A 19622-nucleotide genomic window follows, 5' to 3' on the forward strand; every position below is an offset into this window, starting at 1 on the left:
GAATGATATTACCCGCCTAAGCTGCACTTTTGGCAACATAAAATAATTCAACATGAAACGGACAGTCATCGTTTATGGATTGATTGCAGGTGCCGTGGTCTCTGCATTTATGGCCACCACCATGATCATTTCTGCCAAAAGTGAAACATTGCATCCCGGGCCCTTATCCATGGTGATGGGCTATTTAGGTATGCTTATCGCGTTTGCCTTTATTTTTGTAGCTATAAGATCGTTCAGGGACAAGCAAGCCGGTGGCTTTATCAGTTTCGGCAAGGCTTTTGGGATGGGTTTGCTCATCGCAGCCATTGCCTCCTCCCTGTATGTAATTACCTAGGCATTGGTTTACAAAAATTTTCTGCCCGACTATATGGACAGGTACTGCGCGGCCATGACAGAAGAGGCCAAAGCATCTTTATCCGGAGCTGCTCTGGAAGCTAAGGTTACCGAAATAAATAACGCAAAAGCTATATACGCCACACCGCTTGGTTTTACGCTTTTTACCTATGCCGAAATCCTGCCGGTTGGCATCCTGGTTTCGTTGGTTGCAGCCCTTGTATTAAGGCGAAAAAATGTAAAAACTGTTGCGGTTTAGCCGCTTCTGCAGGAAAAAATGCCCTGACAAATAATTTGTTTTGAAAGCCCAAAAAAGCTGTGCCGATTGAAGGGCAATTAAAAAGCAGGTGACATACAGAGAATAAAAAAAAACCCATAAAATAATTAATGCCAATTATTCTATGGGGTTTGAACCGTGCCCAGAACAGGAATCGAACCTGCACTACCTTGCGATAACCAGATTTTGAGTCTAGCGCGTCTACCAGTTCCGCCATCTGGGCTTTCTAAGAGTCGGTCGTACAATCAATAAGGATCTTTCAATTAACTTCTTATCCTTCTGAATCAATGACCATCTTTCTTCGGGGCTGCAAATATAAGCGCATCAATTTAAACCGGCCAAAATCCTTTGCAGATATTTTTTACGGTAATAATAGTCTTTTACCTGCAACAGCGCTTTTTCGGAAACAACACCGTCCTGATAGCTTTCCACAATTTGTTTAACAGGTTCATAAATTTCAGTTTCAAAATTAGCGATTGCCGATTTTACTTTAGCTATTGCATTTTCATCGCCATCCATTTTAGCTTCCATCAACTGTTCATTCAGTTCAAGCATCTCCATTAAAAATTCTTTGGGCAGTTCATATCTCTCTTCTTCCTGCAGCAGGCCTTTTAGCTGCAGCACATACTTAATTACCTCATCTGGATTTTGCAGCAACTTGTACCCTTTATTTACCTGCGATGACTTGTCCAGCGCCTCAGCCTGCCGCTCTGGCGTAGCGGCCACAAAAAAATCTGGATGGAATTGCCTGCTTAACTCATAAAAATTTTTCTTCAGTAACGCCTTGTCCGGGTTAAGCGTAACAGGCATACCAAACAATTCAAAATAATTCATTGCCCAAACTTAGTAAAATATGCTAAGTATGAGTTATGAGCAGGAAGTGGTTAAGATGCCGGGTGTGAGGGTCTAAAAATCTTACCCCTTATCCTGGCGCTTTACCAAGGATACTACAGCCTGGAACTTGCCATTGCGGTTTAATGGAATAGCAGCCACTCTCTCTAAGCGGGTATCAATACTTCCTAACTGGCTTTGTATCCTTACCGTTATTAACGCTTCTTCCTGCGGGGATAAAGGCTTTTCAGTTACCAGTTTTACTGTAATAGCATCCAGGCTTTCCTGTATTACCTGCGCCTGCTTTATATTTTCCAAACCGTAAAAAATGCTGTGAAACCTTACCATTTCCCTGCCGTCTTTGCCAATGATGGTATCTTCTATCCTGCCACATATTTCCTCTACCACCGGCATGGCCCGGCCGCAGGGGCATGGCTTATTGCTAAGGATAACCCTGTCGCCTATTTTGTAGCGTATCAGCGGCTGATCGTAATTTAAAAAGCCGGTACAGTACACATCCCCACTTTGGCCGGCAGGCACAGGTTGCAGTTCCTCATCCAGCACTTCCAGCAAACCTGCTTCCGGCTGTATATGAAGGCTGCCGTTACTGCACTCGCTAATCATGCCGCAAGCCTCTACACTGCCCCAGCTATCGTAGGTTTTGCAGCCATATACTTTGCTGAAAACGTCACGCATCTCCGGGGTCAGTTTTTCGCTGGAGGGGAGTACAGCTTTTAACTGTGGCGCTTCAAGCCCCTCTTCCATTAAAAACCTGGCGAGGAAGAAGTTACTCATTGCATAACCTGTCATATACTCCACGTTATGCTTCAGCATGCCTTGCAGGTAATTGTTTGCATTGGCCGCGTTGATATGATACGCGGAAAAATACACCTGCTTTTCAAAAAAATTGTACCGGTAAAAAGGCGGCTTGCCTTCTGCACCAGGCAGTATGCGCCTGCCGCCAATCATGCCACGCGGTGTAAAGCTGGTTACACCTGCCCAATTGCGTATCCTGGCTTCGAACAGGGCAAACCAGCGTTGGTGCATGGCAGGTGAATACAATATTTTAACGGGTGTTCCGGTACTGCCGCTGCTGGAAAAAAATTGTCCGCCAACCTCTTTTTGCCCGGCGAGCAATGTATTGGTTCCATACTTTCTAAGGTCATCCTTTAACAGTACCGGCAGCTTTGCCATATCCCCAGGCGTTATATCCGCAAGCTGCCGAATGTTTATACCGTGGCTGGCAAAGCTTTGTTTGTAAAAAGGTACCTGCTCCGCCGCATGCAGCAATATTTTCTGTAAGTGTTGCTGCTGGTAGTGTTGCCATTGCTGAAGGGAAAAAGATTCCCGCTCTTTTGCCTGCGCAAATTCGCGGTTGAATATGCCGCCGAAACGCCGCTTTTTCCAGCCATAACCATAGGCTGATATCACCAGGTTCTGCAGAAATACAGGGCTATGTTGATATATTTTTTCGTAGAAAGCCAAACAGCAAGTTTGCTGCAAATCTATGGATTGGCGCCCTACCGATAATTACAATTTGGCAAGGACAACGGCAATATTGCGGCCTCTAAGCGGCATTGATTGTTTAATGTTCTTTTGTTTAACGTTCAATGTTTGCGGTCCTGCCGCTGTGCGGCACTTGCATATTATCACCCCAAAATAACCTCAACCATTTACACATCAACAGACCGGCAACCGGCAACTTGTAACCGGTAACATCTACTGTTCAATGTTCATTTGTTTAATGTTTAATGTTAGCAGCTGGTATTGAAGAGCTTCAGCACGTCATCATTCAAACAAATCATAAGCCGTTCAAGCTTCAACAGACCGGTAACCTGCAACTTGTAACCAGTGACATCTACTGTTCAATGTCCTTTTGTTTAAAGTTTAATGTTAGCAGCGGGTATTAAAGAGCTTCAGCACGTCATCATTCAAACAAATCATAAGCCGTTCAAACTTCAACAGACTGGTAACCCGCAACCGGTAACCGGTATCGGGCTGCCGGGTGAGGGATTGAAGCGGTTACCCCGCTGAAGCCTTCGCAGCGTGGCCCTGTGGCGGAGTAATAGCGGAAAGCCCGACCCCTTGCGATAGCTTGGGGGCACCCCCCGAAAATTCTCTCTGCAACGCCGATCAACCATTTTGGGCAACTCTTGTTAATATTGCAGATTAATACGTGTTATGAATTTCTGGAGACAAGTTGCCGAATACCTATACATTAAAAAAAGAGACCCCAATATTCCGCGGTCGAGGTTTGTAAAGTACATGCATGGCATGAACAGGATTTCTATATTTATGTTTCTTATTGCATTGTTGCTGATGCTTATAAAACTTGTTATAGTGCCTCTGTTTAAAAAATAAGGCGTTTAAGCTTAAATTATCCTTACAATAAGCCCCGCTGGTTAATTGATTATTAAATTGACGGGGCAAAGCTTTTGTGTTTTGCGCCAGAGGGCTTAATTTGCAGGCACAGAGCCAAAATCCCCGGTATTCATGAACAAACCAGCCTATACAACACCATCTATCGTAGTAGTTGAAGATGATGAATCCATGCAAAATATCCTCAACGTTTTTCTTGGCAAGAACTTTACCTTACAAATATTTACTGATGGCCTGCAGGCATTAACCTACCTGCAACAGGGCAATTTACCAGACGCGATTATAGCTGATTTAAACACGCCACGCCTTGGCGGGCTTGAGTTGATCATACAACTAAAATCCAGTGGTTTTTTCAGCATGATACCGGTGCTGGTATTATCTGGAGAAGAAAGTACAGAAACCAGGGTAAAGTGCCTGGAAGCCGGGGCCGATGATTACCTGGTTAAGCCGTTTAGCCCCAGGGAACTGGAGGCAAGGCTTAAAATAATGTTGCGCAGGATTGGCAAAACCGTTTCTTGATAAACACACCAATATCTTAACCGAAATTGTTACAGCAACCTAATTCAGTCATAGCATTCATTACTACCGATGCTATTCTTGCAAACACCATGGCCGGGTTTAACCTGGGCGGCAGAAAGCTGCTGGTATTTGCCAACGGGTTTGAGTTTTGGACCAGGAAAGAAAGAGAAGGCCTGGATATAGCCGCCATCATATCCCACAGCGAGATAATGGCCCCCGCAGGCATATCGCTGCTTAGAACATTGCAGGACGATAAGAATTTTTACCCTCCTTTTTTTATACTGTGCAACCACAAAACAGATAACCTGTTGCGCATTGCTTTGCAAAGTGGCGTGGCCGATGTTTTTTCTTTTCCGTTGAAACAGGCAGCGATGGAAAAACGTATTGATTTTTCCATTAGTAACTGGAGCCTGCTGCAAAACAAAACGGCCGGAGAAATTTTCAGGCCTTACAGAAAAAAACTGGTAAAGCGCCTGTTTGATATAACGGTTTCCGGCACGGCTTTGCTGTTGCTATCCCCCCTGTTTTTGTTGATAACCATTTTGCTGAGGCTTGAATCCCGGGGTCCTGTTTTTTATTACTCCTACCGTGTTGGCACCGGCTTTTACGTGTTTAAGTTTTTTAAGTTTCGCTCTATGTACGTAGATGCGGATAAGCGGCTGAAAGAATTTAAACACCTTAACCAATACGATGCCGCCAACAACCTTGCCACAGCAACAGACGGCCATGACAATGGCATTAACCTTTGCGGTGAATGCAGGGCGGCAGGCACAGGCTGCATGCAACCGTTATATGCAGATAAAAACCAGTGGTGCGAAAAACAATACCTGTTTAACCGCCAGGCAGACCAGGGCAATGCTTTTTTTAAATTAAAAAACGACCCCCGCATTACCCGTGTTGGCAAGCTGTTGCGCAACAGCAGCCTGGACGAAATTCCGCAATTATGGAATGTGTTCATTGGCGACATGAGCATTGTCGGCAACCGCCCGCTGCCCATTTATGAAGCGGAAAAACTTACTACAGATAAATATGCGCTGCGCTTTATGGCGCCTGCGGGCATTACGGGGCTTTGGCAGGTGGAGAAAAGGGGCAAGGGCGAAATGTCATCCGAAGAGCGGCTGATGCTGGACAACACCTACGCCAGCAGGCATAGCTTTGGCAGCGATATTAAACTGATACTCAAAACCATTCCTGCGCTTTTTCAAAAAGAAAGTGTGTAGACCCCCATTCCCTATACGTGGTAGTATTATGGCCTGGGCAGAAGAATTACTATGAAGCTTTGGTTGTGTCACTCACTTGTACGGTTGGATCCGCTATTCAGCTTTTCCCGCCATGTAGTTTTTGTTTCTGCGCCTCCGGCGACAGCCAACAACCATCAGGCAGTTACAAAATCATACACCGCTTTTGCAGCAGTTGCAGATGCATCGCCACCAGCGCTTAATACATCTTTCAAAGCAGCATAATCTGTTGCCAGTTGGGCTTTGCGCTGCTCGTTATTCAGCAGGCTATCCAGTTCTTTGGCTAAGTTTTCTGCTGTAAGTTCATCCTGTATCAGTTCATTCACTATCAGCCTGTTCATAATAAGGTTTACCAGCGATATGTACTTTACTTTAATAAGCCGCCTGGCTATCTGGTAGCTGATGTTGCTGCCTTTATAACAAACTACTTCCGGCACGCCGAACAGTGCTGTTTCCAGTGTGGCCGTACCGCTGGTAACCAACGCGGCAGATGCCTGCGCAAGTAAATAATAGGTTTGCCCTTTTACCGATGATACGTTTGCGTAGGCCGCCAGCATAGGCTGGTAAAATTCATCTTCCTGGCCCGGCGCCTGCGCCACTATAAATTTGTAATCAGGAAAAGACCTGCTTACTTCCAGCATAATGGGTAGCTTTTTTAATATTTCCTGTTTGCGGCTGCCTGGTAAAAGCGCAATCACTTTTTCCTGTGCAGGCGTTGTTGCAGCACTTGCCTTAAACTGGTTAATTACCTTAACAAGCGGATGGCCTACATATTGCACATCCCAATTCCATTTGCTTTTAAAGTAATCCTTTTCAAAAGGCAATATCACCAGCATTTTATCAATATGCTGTTTCATTTTCTTCACCCGGTTTTCTTTCCATGCCCAAACCTGCGGGGAGATATAGTAGATAACCCTAAGCCCTTGCTGGTGGGCCCATTGCGCAATGCGCAGGTTAAAACCCGGGTAGTCAATCAGCACCAGCACATCTGGCTGATAAACCAGGATATCCTGCCTGCAGAAAGCGAGGTTTTTAAAAATGGTACGCAGGTTCATTAACACTTCCACAAAGCCCATAAAAGCAAGCTCCCGGTAATGTTTAACCAGCGTGGCGCCGGCCTGCTGCATTAAATCGCCACCCCAGCAGCGCACATCCGCGGCTGCATCCAGTTGCTTTAGTTCTTTTATAAGGTTGCTGCCATGCAGGTCGCCGCTGGCTTCGCCGGCAATAATGTAATACTTCATGAAACGTATAAGCCTGTTTTAAGAAAGTGCAAAATACAACTCTATACAGCATAAACCTGCCAGGATAATTCAACCCTTTCAGGGTTGGGCTGCCGTGTGCTGGCAACCCCCGGATTTCATCCGGGGCTATTAACATTTTAGCCCCTTCGGGCTAAAGCAGCAGGATAAGGCAATTAAATACCCGGAGCATGCTACACCGGGGGCCATTGCTGAAGAGCCTAGCTATACCAAGAGTTAGCCTGCGGCTCTTTGGATTTTTTATAGTTGCCAGACTTGGTCTGGTTTACGGCAGCCAAATGCTCATTAACCCCAGCTATTCGCAGCATTACCGATAGCGGCTCCTTGGATATTTAATAAGAAGCGGTCTGCAGACTGACTTCTGTTTGGTGAAATTTTAGGTAACTTGTTGCCCATGTACCATGAAAGCTATAAAATCCGGGATAAGCACGGTGTATATTTTTATCAGTTTTGCCAAGGTTAACTTATCGGCCCATACAGTTAGAAACCAATGATTTTACCTCAACCAAACTGAATTATATCCACCAAAACCACGTTAAAGCAAGGATAGTGGCAAAGGTAGAAGATTATCTGTTGAGCAGCGAGAAAAAGGCATACGCCAATAGACCATCTAACAGCAGGATATACTGTTCGAAAACATTTTACATTGAACTTGATAGCCCTCTGCAGAACGAGCTATCCCACATAAAATAAAATGCAAATAAATGATCCTTCAGCAAACTACATTATTTTTAATAATGATTTGCCAGTAGAGTTACCGAATGTAGAAGTAACGGTAGATATCAACGGAACAGCCACAAAATTTAAAATGCAAGAATCTGCAACTTTGTGGACAGAGTTTTAAATAAGTATTTCTATGAGATTTATTTATGACGGTAATATTTACCCATTAATGGAAAAAGTAGCCTTCGTTAAGATTAATGCTACATATTTTAAGGATGAATACTTAAAATGGAGAGACGAGCAGAACTACTATTCAACTAAGTTCGATGTTAAAAGGGTTGGTGGAACTTTACAAGATGCCGTAATGAGTTTGCTCCCGTTTAATTCCGAAAAAAAGGTTATCATAATTCCTACTAATAGCAATTGGGTTGCTTATATCGATAATAATGAAGATGCCCAAACTGAAAAGGCTGTGGTTATAGCTAAAAGATTAAAAGTGGAATGTATAGACGTCTGTGCATTTATTAATTCTTTTGGAACGAAGGCTAATGACTGGGGAGGAGGGTGGATTCAGATCTTTGATTCCTTAGGATCTCTTGTTAGACGTGTAGAACTTACTTGGCAAGAAAAATGGGAATTTGAACAGTATGGAATGCCTCAGGAATTTGAGAATTTGCAAATGTATAAACAAAAATTTCAAAGAGATAGATTCACGCCGGAGATGTTGGATGCCTATTGTAAATATTTCGGAATTGACTTTTTTAATGAGGCATTTTATTTTCCTGAAGGTGTAGAGGGGTACTTAATCAGCGATATTCCTAAAGAAGTTTATCAAAGGAAAACTGTCACTTTAAATGAAGCTCGAAAGTTTTATGGGCTTGGTGACTCAGCTTTTTCTTCTTCAGACAATCTTACCTGAAAGGCACTCAGCTATCCGCAGCGTTACCGATAGCGGCTCTTTGTATATTTAATAAGAAGCAGTCTTCAGACTGACTTCTGTTTGGTGAAATTATAGGTAACTTGTTGCCCATGTACCATGAAAGCTATAAAATCCGGGATAAGCACAGTGTATATTTTTATCAGTTTTGCCAAGGTTAACTTATCGGCCCATACAGTTAGAAACCAATGATTTTACCTTAACCAAACTGAATTATATCCACCAAAACCCCGTTAAAGCAAGGATAGTGGCAAAGGTAGAAGATTATCTGTTGAGCAGCGAGAAAAAGGCTTGCGCCAATAGACCATCTAACAGCAGGATATACTGTTCGCAAATGAAGGAGTCAGAAGTATGGGCTACTAATTTTTTCCTTTAGCATATAACTCCGAAATCCAGACAAAAGTCTGAATTTTATCGAAAATCCTAAGAGCGGCTAACGCTTAACTCTTCAGATAGCTGGGTGATGCAGAATTGTAGGCATTGAGAAATTTGTTGAAAAATCAAAGCGGGCTAAGTTCAAATCAATTAAGCAGAATAGTTGAACTTAACGTAAACCTTGAGTAATTGGGACTTTTATGGAGAAAATAGATAATAAGGATTTAACTGTGAAAATTCAAAATTACAAGAAAGGATTAAAATCTGATATCGAGAATTTAATCATTGACCACTATACATTTGAAAATATTAAATTTGAATATACAGGGTTAAGAAAGACTGTTTTTGAAAATTGTGTTTTTAGAAGCGTAATTTTTTGTGAAGTATATGTGAGTGAGTCAATTTTTAAGAAATCTATATTTATGAATTGCGAATTCATAAATATAGATTTTGGAATGAGTGAAGTAGTTTTTGAAGATACAATTATTTATAAAACAAATTTTAAAAAAATAGATGCCCTTTCCAGTTCATTCGTAAGCACCAGTTTTATAAGTTGTAATTTTTTATACTTCGATGTTTCGAAAAACTTTTTTAAAAATTGCAGAATAATAGAATGTAATACAAGTGGTTTGATTTATTCGCCAGGCGATTTTAATAACTCCAATATTTTTATTCCAGAATTTAGAACGGCTTAGCCCCCCGCTGGGTCAAGAATGTCAATAAATAAGCTAATGTTAGCGCAAGACTGAGGCGTTGGCAATGTGCCACTATGCTATGCCTTTAAAATTTTGAGAAAGAGCAACTATAAAATTACCCGGAGCATGTTAAACCGGAGCCATTGCTGAAGAGGATTTCTACCGGCGAAGGGCAGCCGGATAGAAGCGGAGAGCCCGCAACCACGAGGTACGAGTGGTGAGGACTTGCAGCGGAGCCGGAAGAAAAGCTGAAAATGTTACTGCCTGAGACTGCCCCTGGTTTGTCTTGCTTTGACTCACTTAAAACTTTAACGGCAGTTGTACGATGATGGCGGCATGGTTACGGTCAATCTGCAGGTCAACTTCGGCTTTAAGTTCTTTGGCACGTTTGCAAAGATTGCTGTAATCTGCGGAGTTGTGCAGGTGCTCGTAGTAATGCTTTTCGATAACGGTATGCATGATGATGCTAAGGCGGCCCTTGCGCAGTTCTATGTTTACAATTACGGGCACCCCGGTAGGATATTGCAGGATAATCTGCAGCGCTTCTTTGTAGAGTATCAGCAGCTCATGCCGAGTTATCATGTCCAGGGTAATATCCTTTACCTTGCTGTCAACAATCAGTTCAACAGGCGTATCGGCGGATGTGGAAAGCCCTTCAGTTTGCTCGCCAAAACGTGCCATGGTTTTCTCCATGTTGTCATTGGCGGGGTCTATGCTCCAGAGCATATCATCCATTACCTCTATCATACGCTTGCTCTTGGTGTTAATCTGGTCAATGTATTCTTTGGAGCGCTCAATATCCTTATCCGCTTTCAGCCTTGATATCTCGCTGAGTATGTTGATATCGTTTAAAGTCTTGCTCATCTCGTTGTACAGGTTTTGCGCTATTTGTGTACGCACCTGCTCCAGGGAGAATATGCGTTTGATGCGCTCCCTGTCAATCCAGTAGAACACAGCTACGCCCACTAATATCAGCAGCCCGTAAAACCAGTTGGTTTGCCAGAACGGCGCCACTACCTGCACCGTAAAAGAAGTAACGCCGGATACATTACCGTTTTCATCCTGGCATTTTACCTTAAACAAATAAGTGCCGGGTTTAAGATAGTTGTACACAGCTTCGTTGCGTATATCGGTACGCACCCAGTCTTTATCAAGCCCTTCCAACTGGTGAAAGAAGATGAGCTTTTCCTGCTGCAGGTAACGCAGGGCTGTAAACAAAATCATTAACGAATTATCCTTGTAACTAAGCTTAAGCTTACCGGCCTGCAGGGTAGCATCCACATGTACAAAACTGTTGTTAACCAGTATTTCCGTAATTACAGGGCTGGGGGCTTTTGTTTCGCGGGCCATAGCCGCCGGGCTAAATGTTATGATGCTGTGCTCTGTGCCGAGTATGATGCGGCCATCCCGCAGTTGCTCATGTACGGCAAGGGTAAACCTGCTGTTAACAAGCCCATCCTTGGTGGAGTACACGGAGAAAAAATTCTTCTCGTAATTATAACGGCAAAGGTTATCAAGGCTGGTAATCCATAAAATACCATCCTTATCTTTTATAATGCCCCTTGCGCTGTTGGTGGGCAACCCATCCGCGGAAGTAATATGTTTAATTTTTTTTGTACGGGTATTAAGGATGCCTATACCCATTTCGGTAAACAACATCAGGCTGTCGTTATACTGCATTATATCGCCTGCGCCCAGGGCCAGCAGCCTGCTTTCCTGCGGCCCCTTCATGCTGTAAGATTCCAGCAGCTCGTGTGTAACGGGGTCAAACTTTTTAATACCCTCCACTTCTGTAGTAACCCATATATAGCCGCTGCTGTCGCAGATTATTTTTCTTGCACTGCCGGTAAAATCCTGGATAAATACAAAGCCGGAATCAACAGCACCAGCCTTTTGTGCTTTTGCCACATCCCACTTAATAATGGTGCCATTGTACAGGCAAAACCAGAGGTTGTTTTTTTTGTCTTCCGCAATGCCCGTAATGGTACGCTCGTTAAACAGTTTAGGTTTAAGGTGCTGCATTGCACGGGTAGTGCTGCTGTAAATATAAATTTCACCACCCTGGCAGCCTACCCAGGTATTGCCCGAGGAATGATTGCAGATGGCCCATGCTGTTTTAATGGCGGCAATATCCCGGCGGTTATTATCAACAAGTTTGCTGTTGTAACTGAGCACTCCGCCACCCCAGGTACCGGTCCATATTTCACCATCCGATTGTTCTTTAATGGCCATCACCGGAAAATCATGATCAGCCCCTTTTGGAACAGCGGCAACGCTTTTAAAAAACTGCCTGGCCGGGTTAAAAATAAAAACACCCCTGTCTGTGGCAAACCACATATTGTGTTCCCGGTCTTCCATAATGGTGTTCATGTAATCGTAATGCAGGCTAAACTCATTCTTTTCTACGTTGGGCAAAAAGGTAAGCTGGCTGCTGTTTTTAGCTTTGTAGGCCAGCAAAGGGTTACCACCAATCCATACGGTACCATCCTGCTGCTGCATTACCTGCATTATTTCGTGGTAGCCTTTCAACCAGCCATAAATAGCATCGTGATGGGCAATATTGGTTAATGTGGCCGGGTTAAATTCAAACAGGTAAGGTATGCCCTGCATGGGCGGCCACTCCGTAATCCAGACCCTGCCCATATCATCTATCAGCGACACATGTAAAAAAATATGCGATGAAAAATATTTTATTACCGGGTTGTGGGCTGGGTTATGGCCTCGGTAGTTGATGGTTTGCCCGGCAATATCCATCATTACCAGGCCGGAATCGCAGCCCACCCATATCCTGTTACGCCCTTCAAAATAGGCACTCAACGCATGCCAGTTAACAGGAAGCTTAACCGTAGGCCTGCCGCTGGAAAAACTGCGGGTACGTTCATCAAAACGGTACATGTTGTTCTTGTGGATGAGCAGGTGTACTTTACCCTGGCCGTCCTTAAATAATTTACGGTCGTTCTGCATCTGGGCAGGCTCCGGTATATCCAGCGCTACCTCTGTACATAAAAAGTTCATGGTGTTAAACACACCTACCCTGCCGCTGCCAAAGAGTATCCAGATGTTACCGTTGCCATCCTCACACAACTGGGTAATAACATTTTCCAGCACCGTACCTGTACTGTTGGGATCGTTTTTAAAATTGATGAAGTTACTGCCATCATAACGCTGCAGGCCATTGTAAGTGCCCAGCCATACAAAACCTTTTTTATCCTGTATAATGCTGGTTATTTCGTTTGTTGACAATCCGTTGGAGCTGGTAAGGTGCGTAAACACATAATCCTGTGTTTGCTGTGCGGCGCAAAAGGTTACAATAAAAACAAAGCAAAGGCTGCTAATGATTGTTTTAAACAAGAGAAAACCTGTTTTTTGGTGCTGCCCCAAATATATACATTAAAGCCTTTCAGCGGCGGGATGGCGGCGCTTATGTAAATGCCGGCTGCACCAATTGTATATAAACAGGGATGAACTGGCGTACTGAATGAGGCAGCCACGCCCTTTAACCGCAGCTTTGCCATAACAACATCAGCTTAAAACATACATAGTATGGCACACCATCCGGCAGGTTAAATTTCAGTTTCATCATCCACAAAAAGTACCACAGCAACACCAAACAGTACCAACATAATTTTAAGGGCTTAAATACCTTTGTACAACAAAACAAAAGGATGAAAAAGCAAATACCGGTATATGACATCTGCAACCTGCAACAAGCCAACAGCGGCATGCACGATTTCATTGCCGAAAGGTTTGGCGCTTACCTTAAAAGGCATTCACAGAACCTGCACCTGGCACACAGGCATTCATTCTACCACCTGGTTCTTTTTACCAAAGGTACCGGCACCCATAACATAGATTTTAACCAGTTTACCGTTAAGCCCAACCAAATCTATTTTATGGTACCCGGCCAGGTACATAGCTGGAATTTTACCAGCGAACCAGATGGATATATCATCAACTTCTCCGAAACGCTTTTTCGCTCATTTCTGCTAAACCCCAACTACCTGGACAGGTTTGCCTTCTTTAACGGCATAAGTGAAGATTGCGTTTGCACACTGCCCACTGCTGAAATGCACAAAGTGGTTTCTTTTTTTGAAGAGATACTCCTTCAGGTAACTTCCGGCAGGCGGGATTTAGACATGATACGGCTATTGCTCTTACAGGTTTTTATAACAACAGAACAAGCCAGCAACTTTGCCACCAGGAAGTTTGTACCTGAGCAAAAACAAATATTGCTCAGGAATTTTCGCCGGCTTATTGACCAGTATTACCGTACAGCAAGGCTGCCTAAAGAATATGCAGACCTGCTGTATGTTACCCCCGGCCACCTGAATGCCCTTTGCCAGGACCTGCTGGATAAAACTGCCGGTGAGCTGATAAGAGACCGCATACTACTGGAAGCAAAAAGGTTGCTGACCAACGCAGAAATGAGCATAACAGAAATAGCTTACGATTTAAACTTTAAAGACAACTCTTACTTTACCCGTTTTTTTAAAAAATACGAAGGCGTAACGCCCGAAGAATTCAGGAAACAGTTGGCGCAGCCAGCTATCCAACAGTAACACAAATACTTTTTATATGAAACCAATAACAACACCCGTGCACCATGGCGCAGGAAGGCTTCTATTATGCAAATGCCCCCGCTGCAGGCAGGGCGACATGTTTACAGTTAACAATCCATACAAACTGAAGACATTTATGCAGATGAATGAAACCTGCAATGTATGCGGCCAGGAGTTTGATATTGAAGTGGGCTTCTATTATGGCTCCAGTTACATCAGCTATGCGCTTACCGTTGCATTAAGCGCTTTTACATTTGCTGCATGGTGGTTTACCATCGGGTTCTCCCTATACGATAACCGCGTGTTTTACTGGTTAGGTCTCAATGCTTTCTTCTTACTAATGCTGCAACCTGTATTGATGCGCCTGGCGAGAACGCTGTGGCTTGCACTTTTTGTACGGTACGACCGCAATTGGAAACAACACCCCGCCCGTAAACCCGAAAGGCAAAACGAAGCACTTAAAAATGCATGGTAACTTTTTCGGGGTGAGTGGGGAGTGGTGAGTAGTGAATGGTGAGAGGTGAACGGTGAGTAGTGAGTGAGGAGAGGGTTCGTTACATCGCACATCCCACATTAAACATCTAACATAAGTAAGTACTTCGTACTTCAATCTTCGTATTTGCTTTTTGGGGGTGTCCCTCGTACCTCGGGCCGGGCTTTCCGCTATTACTCCGCCACAGGCCCGGGCTGCGAAGCCTTCAGCGGGGTAGCCGCTGCAATCCCTCACCCGGTGTGAGCATCACGCGCTTCCCTGGTTTACCTACGCTTAACATTATACGATATTTTAAACCAATCTATAAAATCATAACCTTTAATTATGGAAAAGAAATTTCCTTTACCGCCTTTTACATTAGAAACAGCAACACAAAAAGTTCAACTGGCTGAAGATGCCTGGAACAGCAAAGACCCTGAAAGAGTATCGCTTGCTTATACAACAGATACGGAATGGCGCAACCGTTCTCAATTTATTAACGGCCGCGCTGAAGTAGTAAATTTTTTAACCGCCAAATGGGAACGTGAGCTGGACTACAGGTTAAAAAAAGAGCTTTGGACATTTACAGGTAACAGGATTGCAGTACGGTTCTTTTATGAATGGCATGACATGCATGGCCAGTGGTTCCGCTCTTATGGAAACGAAATGTGGGAATTTAATGAGAACGGCCTTATGGCAAAAAGGTTTGCCAGTATAAATGATATAACTATCCAGGAAGCAGACAGGTTGTTGAGATAAGTATTGCTGTTAAACAATTAGAAAGAATCTACAAGTATTTACACCTGGTTGATTAATCCGGCATGTTAGCCTGCGGCGCAAAGAACAATGTCTTTCTTCTTAATTGAATGACATTGAGTTGCGGCTCTGCCAAAGCTCTGTAGGAGCGGCATGTTAGTAGCAAACATGCAATCTCCGCCTATCTGCAAAGCCTCGTAGAGGCAATATGTTGCCCAGGCTATAGCAACCGGTGTTGACTGCTGGTCATTCCGAAAGGTTATCACCCGGTCTTACCTATCGCACCTACGGCGCTCCATTACCTGTTGTCTGTTGGTTCTACTAACATGCCGCCCGGTGGGGCTTAACTGTTCAATGTTCGTTCGAGGTTTAACGTCAGCAGTGGGTAGTGATTCTGCATTTCTGCAACTAAACAAATCATCAAGTTTTTACCCATCACCAGACCGGCATCCTGCAACTTGTAACCGGCAACCAGCTTTCGGGTGAGGGATTGCAGCGGTTACCCCGGTGAGGCCATCGCAGCAGGGCTCTGTGCCGGAGTATGAGCGGAAAGCCCGACCCCTTGCGCAGCTTGGGGGCACCCCCAACAAATATTATCATAACTAAACGCGGCAGTCTTGCCCAAAAAATAATGCAGTGACGCACTTAAATAACTTTTGCAGGAATACGCGTTTGTACGGTGGAACCTAAAAAGAAAAACCTTTATAGACATAAAGGTTTTGATTGCTTTGTAAGAACTGCTTAATGAAAGCCTAAGATTAACGTTGATTGCAAAGAAATGCGCAGCCTATTAATAAAGTCATTAATTAATACATAATCCGCTCCCCATAACTGAAAAATTTTGAGTATCTGCTATCATCAACCTTCATTTTTCACCGGCCCTCCAACTACGTTATACTTTAGCGAAGCCAAATTAATACGCAGGCAATTGGCGTTGGTTAAAACATATCTGTACAACCTTAAAATTTTCAATTATTTATACTATCTCATCACGAATTGATACTATAAAAGCACTGCTTATTTTACCACCGATTTTTTAATGCAATCCCCCCTTTAAATTTATGTTTTGCAAGTATTTAAAATAGATTCGCTACACCAAATCACTGATTGCTGACCACCTATCAACGCTAACATAAAAATTGCCTCTGTATGAAAAACACCATGCATTGCCATGCATCGCTATGCCTATGTGCATACTTAATCAAACGACATTTAAAAAGGATTGCTTCGCTTGTTATCCTGCTATTTAATTTTTCATTTTTTGCAAACGCTTCACCGCCCTGGCAGGAGCGCCGGGTATCTGGTGTGGTTGCTGATACCAGGGGCGCTAAGCTGGCTGGCGTAAGCGTTACCATAAAAAACAGCAGCGCCGCCACAACAACAGATGCTGAAGGCCGCTTTACCATAAGTACCGGCAGCAACGCCAAAACCCTTGTATTCGCTTATGTAGGCATGCTTACCAAAGAAGTAAGTATTGGCACCGCAGACAGCTATAATGTTGTGCTGGAAGAAGACAACAACATGCTGGACACCATTGTAGTTTCCACAGGTTATATGACGCAAAAGAAAGCCGATCTTACAGGCGCCGTAAGCCTGATAAGCAAGGCGGATTTTGCCAAGAACCCCAGCGCCAATGTATTGCGATCCCTGCAGGGCAAAGTGCCCGGCATGTTTGTTACCACCGATGGCAACCCCGCGGAAAATGTAGGTGTGCAAATACGCGGCATTACATCCATCAACTCCTCCCCCGCCCTCATTGTTTTAGACGGCCAGCCTGTAAACATAAACCTGCGTGACATTAACCCCAACGATATAGAATCTATGCAGGTATTGAAAGACGCCGCATCAGCTTCTATCTATGGTTCACGTGCTGCCGGCGGTGTTATACTGGTGAATACCAAGAAAGGGCGAAGGGGCGAAACCAGCGTAACTTATGACGGCTACGTTGGTATGAGCAAAATTCGCGGTGTTCCTGAAATGCTGGATGCGGAAGGCTATGGCAGGGCATTGTGGCAGGCTACTGTAAACGATGGCGATGACCCTGCCTCTGCCATAAGAATTTACGATTACGACTGGAACTATAATCCCGATGGCGTTCCCGTACTTAACAGCATTACGCCCAGGCAATGGCTTAACGATGCGCAAACAATGCCCAGCAGTAATACCAACTGGTTTAATGCAGGCACCAAAACCGGCATACAGCAAAATCACCAGCTAAGCATTACCGGTGGCAGCGACAGATTATCAAGCCTGTTTTCCCTTAACTATTACAACAACGAGGGCACACAGTTAAGTTCTTTTTTCAGACGGCTTTCCGCACGTTTTAACAACGATTACCAACTGATAAAGGGCCGTGTAACCATTGGAGAAAACATGACGCTGACCAGCCTTAAAATGCGTGATGTAAACAGCACGTATGGCTTTTTGGTAATGCCGCCCAACATACCCGTTTATGCCAACGATGGCAGTTGGGGCGGTGTGGCTATGCCGCTGGGCATGGACGACTTTAACAACCCCGTAAGGGAGCTTGAAATAAACAGGGATAACACACCCAATTTTCTGAAAGTGCTGGGTACCATTTATGCCAACATAAAACTTTTGAATAACCTTCAGTTTAAAACACAGTTTGGGATTGACTACAGCATGTGGTACGAGCGGAACATCCAGCGCAAATGGACGGAAGCCGGCGGTAAAAGCAGCAGCCTGAACGGCGTTACTCAAAACAACTGGCACAACATAGGCCAAACCTGGACAAATACGCTCACCTATAACCTTAACCTGGGTAAAAGCCGGGTTGATATGCTGGCAGGCCTTGAAACCTACCGCTTTACCACCGAAAATTTTGATGCTTACCGCGAAACCATTCTGCTGGAAAACCGCGACTACGCTTACCTTTCCGCTGCTACCGGGGAACGAAGGATCTTAAACGGTGGAGGTAGCGACCGTACTTTGCTTTCTTACTTTGGAAAGATTAACTACTCTTACGATTCCAGGTATTTACTGTCAGCAACGTTACGTCGGGATGGCGCATCTGTTTTTGGGGCGAATAACCGGTTTGGTACGTTCCCGGCTTTCTCCGCCGGCTGGCGCATTAACAATGAAGAGTTTTTTAAAAGCGTAGCTTTTGTTTCAGACTTAAAGCTGCGTGCAAGCTGGGGCCAGAACGGCAACTCCGCTCCCCTGGATGCCGGGCGCCTGGTAAATATTTACGTTACGGATGTTAACGGTACCTCCTATGCCATTGGTGGCAACGCTACCGGCAGCATACCTTCCGGCTACAGGCGTAACAGCCTGGGCAACCCGGATTTGAAATGGGAAACCACCACGCAAACCAACATTGGTATTGACTTTGCCCTTTTTAACAACAGGCTTACCGGCTCTGTTGACTGGTTTAACAAAAAAACCACTGACATGCTGTTTGAGCCGCCTTATATCGGGTCGCTGGGCGAGGGTGGTTTTCGCTGGGTTAACGCAGCCAACATGACCAACAAAGGTGTTGAAATGATGGTGGGCTGGAATGGTGGCAAACGTGACTTTACTTACACTGTTACCGGTAATTTTTCGCTGTACAGGAACAAGATTAATTCTGTGCCCGAAAATGTAAAATATACCTATGGCGGCAATGGCCTGCTGGATAATATTATCGGAAGGCCACTCAATTCTTTTTATGGCCTGGTGGCGGATGGTATTTTTAAAACACAAAAAGAAGTGGATGATGCAGCCCAGCAGCAGGGTAAAGGCATTGGCCGCATCCGCTACAAAGATCTTGACGGCGATGGCCAGATTAATGAAACGTACGACCGTACATGGATTGGCATTCGCGACCCTGACTTCTTAGCCGGCCTTAACTTTGAAGCCCGCTATAAGAACTTTGACCTCACCTTCTTTATACAAGGCGTTTTTGGCAATGATGTGTACAATAGCTGGAAAGAGCTTAGCGATTTCTGGAACATCGGTGTTCAAAACGACCGTAACCATCCCTTGCGCATACTACAGGCATGGTCTCCGCTTAATCCCAACTCAAACATACCTGCGCTTTCAAGACGGGATGCCAACGGAGAAAAACGTTTATCAACGTATTTCATAGAAAACGGCTCATACATTAAACTGAGAACTGTTGACCTGGGTTATACCATTCCTCAAAGCCTTGCTGAAAGATGGCACATAAGCCGGCTGAGGTTGTATGTATCTGCCCAGAACCTGTTTATGATAAAGAAAACCTGGGGCGATGACCGGTTTACCGGTGGCGACCCTGAAAACCCCGGCACAGGTTACCCCATGCCTCTGAATGCATTTTTTGGCGTTAACGTTACTTTTTAAAGATTG

At 44.4% G+C, this 19622-nt stretch carries 14 protein-coding genes, 1 tRNA gene and 1 pseudogene; 11 read left to right on the forward strand and 5 right to left on the reverse strand.

What is annotated here, in order from left to right; all coding sequences use genetic code 11:
* Window positions 1-52: 52 nt before the first annotated feature.
* Window positions 53-592: pseudogene (locus F0364_RS29260) on the forward strand (DUF4199 domain-containing protein).
* Window positions 593-749: 157 nt separating this feature from the next.
* Here F0364_RS29260 and F0364_RS20735 read toward each other — a convergent pair.
* From F0364_RS20735 to F0364_RS20745, 3 genes are all read right to left on the reverse strand, one after another.
* A tRNA-Leu gene (locus F0364_RS20735) sits at window positions 750-833 on the reverse strand.
* A gap of 101 nt (window positions 834-934) precedes the next feature.
* A complete protein-coding gene (gene hscB / locus F0364_RS20740) occupies window positions 935-1444 on the reverse strand; it encodes a Fe-S protein assembly co-chaperone HscB (protein ID WP_153799728.1) in 510 nt (169 codons plus the stop codon).
* Between the two features lie 81 nt (window positions 1445-1525).
* A complete protein-coding gene (locus F0364_RS20745) occupies window positions 1526-2926 on the reverse strand; it encodes a phenylacetate--CoA ligase family protein (protein WP_153799729.1) in 1401 nt (466 codons plus the stop codon).
* A 696-nt stretch (window positions 2927-3622) separates the two neighbouring features.
* Between F0364_RS20745 and F0364_RS29375 the strand changes: the two genes are divergently transcribed.
* From F0364_RS29375 to F0364_RS20755, 3 genes are all read left to right on the forward strand, one after another.
* The gene (locus F0364_RS29375) at window positions 3623-3802 is read left to right on the forward strand and encodes a DUF6728 family protein (protein WP_306452331.1); all 180 of its coding nucleotides are present in this window, start codon (window positions 3623-3625) and stop codon (window positions 3800-3802) included.
* Between the two features lie 132 nt (window positions 3803-3934).
* Entirely contained in the window at window positions 3935-4339 is a 405-nt protein-coding gene (locus F0364_RS20750) for a response regulator transcription factor (RefSeq protein WP_153799730.1), read from the forward strand.
* A 26-nt stretch (window positions 4340-4365) separates the two neighbouring features.
* Window positions 4366-5559: a sugar transferase gene (locus F0364_RS20755; RefSeq protein ID WP_207632805.1), complete on the forward strand. Its 1194-nt coding sequence runs from the start codon at window positions 4366-4368 to the stop codon at window positions 5557-5559.
* 155 nt (window positions 5560-5714) lie between these two features.
* Here the strand turns inward: F0364_RS20755 and lpxB are convergent, their stop codons facing one another.
* The gene (gene lpxB / locus F0364_RS20760) at window positions 5715-6821 is read right to left on the reverse strand and encodes a lipid-A-disaccharide synthase (protein WP_153799731.1); all 1107 of its coding nucleotides are present in this window, start codon (window positions 6819-6821) and stop codon (window positions 5715-5717) included.
* Window positions 6822-7533: 712 nt separating this feature from the next.
* Between lpxB and F0364_RS20765 the strand changes: the two genes are divergently transcribed.
* From F0364_RS20765 to F0364_RS20775, 3 genes are all read left to right on the forward strand, one after another.
* The gene (locus F0364_RS20765; protein WP_153799732.1) at window positions 7534-7683 is read left to right on the forward strand and encodes a hypothetical protein; all 150 of its coding nucleotides are present in this window, start codon (window positions 7534-7536) and stop codon (window positions 7681-7683) included.
* Between the two features lie 12 nt (window positions 7684-7695).
* Window positions 7696-8421, forward strand: coding sequence for a hypothetical protein (locus tag F0364_RS20770; RefSeq protein WP_153799733.1), 726 nt, complete (start codon window positions 7696-7698; stop codon window positions 8419-8421).
* Window positions 8422-9014: 593 nt separating this feature from the next.
* Complete coding sequence (locus F0364_RS20775; RefSeq protein ID WP_153799734.1) at window positions 9015-9509, forward strand: MFS transporter; 495 nt, start codon at window positions 9015-9017, stop codon at window positions 9507-9509.
* Window positions 9510-9809: 300 nt separating this feature from the next.
* On the opposite strand, the gene F0364_RS20780 is transcribed toward F0364_RS20775, so the two are convergent.
* On the reverse strand, window positions 9810-12860 hold the full coding sequence (locus F0364_RS20780) for a ligand-binding sensor domain-containing protein (RefSeq protein WP_153799735.1): 3051 nt from the start codon (window positions 12858-12860) through the stop codon (window positions 9810-9812).
* Between the two features lie 314 nt (window positions 12861-13174).
* On the opposite strand from F0364_RS20780, the gene F0364_RS20785 reads away from it, so the two are divergent.
* The 4 genes from F0364_RS20785 to F0364_RS20800 all read left to right on the forward strand — a co-directional run bounded on the left by F0364_RS20785 (window position 13175) and on the right by F0364_RS20800 (window position 19616).
* Window positions 13175-14068 (forward strand): AraC family transcriptional regulator, encoded by an 894-nt coding sequence (locus tag F0364_RS20785; protein ID WP_153799736.1) that lies wholly within the window; start codon window positions 13175-13177, stop codon window positions 14066-14068.
* Window positions 14069-14084: 16 nt separating this feature from the next.
* Complete coding sequence (locus F0364_RS20790; protein WP_153799737.1) at window positions 14085-14543, forward strand: DUF983 domain-containing protein; 459 nt, start codon at window positions 14085-14087, stop codon at window positions 14541-14543.
* 342 nt (window positions 14544-14885) lie between these two features.
* Entirely contained in the window at window positions 14886-15299 is a 414-nt protein-coding gene (locus tag F0364_RS20795; protein WP_153799738.1) for a nuclear transport factor 2 family protein, read from the forward strand.
* 1146 nt (window positions 15300-16445) lie between these two features.
* The gene (locus F0364_RS20800; protein ID WP_153799739.1) at window positions 16446-19616 is read left to right on the forward strand and encodes a SusC/RagA family TonB-linked outer membrane protein; all 3171 of its coding nucleotides are present in this window, start codon (window positions 16446-16448) and stop codon (window positions 19614-19616) included.
* Window positions 19617-19622 lie beyond the last annotated feature (6 nt).

It is taken from the genome of Foetidibacter luteolus (assembly GCF_009650435.1).
GTDB lineage: Bacteria > Bacteroidota > Bacteroidia > Chitinophagales > Chitinophagaceae > Foetidibacter > Foetidibacter luteolus.

What these genes read in the sequence shown, in the direction of transcription:
- hscB (WP_153799728.1), bottom strand. Translation starts at nt 1,444, where the DNA reads ATGAATTATTTTGAATTGTTTGGTATGCCTGTTACGCTTAACCCGGAC.
- F0364_RS29375 (WP_306452331.1), top strand. Translation starts at nt 3,623, where the DNA reads ATGAATTTCTGGAGACAAGTTGCCGAATACCTATACATTAAAAAAAGA.
- F0364_RS20750 (WP_153799730.1), top strand. Translation starts at nt 3,935, where the DNA reads ATGAACAAACCAGCCTATACAACACCATCTATCGTAGTAGTTGAAGAT.
- lpxB (WP_153799731.1), bottom strand. Translation starts at nt 6,821, where the DNA reads ATGAAGTATTACATTATTGCCGGCGAAGCCAGCGGCGACCTGCATGGC.
- F0364_RS20765 (WP_153799732.1), top strand. Translation starts at nt 7,534, where the DNA reads ATGCAAATAAATGATCCTTCAGCAAACTACATTATTTTTAATAATGAT.
- F0364_RS20770 (WP_153799733.1), top strand. Translation starts at nt 7,696, where the DNA reads ATGAGATTTATTTATGACGGTAATATTTACCCATTAATGGAAAAAGTA.
- F0364_RS20775 (WP_153799734.1), top strand. Translation starts at nt 9,015, where the DNA reads ATGGAGAAAATAGATAATAAGGATTTAACTGTGAAAATTCAAAATTAC.
- F0364_RS20785 (WP_153799736.1), top strand. Translation starts at nt 13,175, where the DNA reads ATGAAAAAGCAAATACCGGTATATGACATCTGCAACCTGCAACAAGCC.
- F0364_RS20790 (WP_153799737.1), top strand. Translation starts at nt 14,085, where the DNA reads ATGAAACCAATAACAACACCCGTGCACCATGGCGCAGGAAGGCTTCTA.
- F0364_RS20795 (WP_153799738.1), top strand. Translation starts at nt 14,886, where the DNA reads ATGGAAAAGAAATTTCCTTTACCGCCTTTTACATTAGAAACAGCAACA.
- F0364_RS20800 (WP_153799739.1), top strand. Translation starts at nt 16,446, where the DNA reads ATGAAAAACACCATGCATTGCCATGCATCGCTATGCCTATGTGCATAC.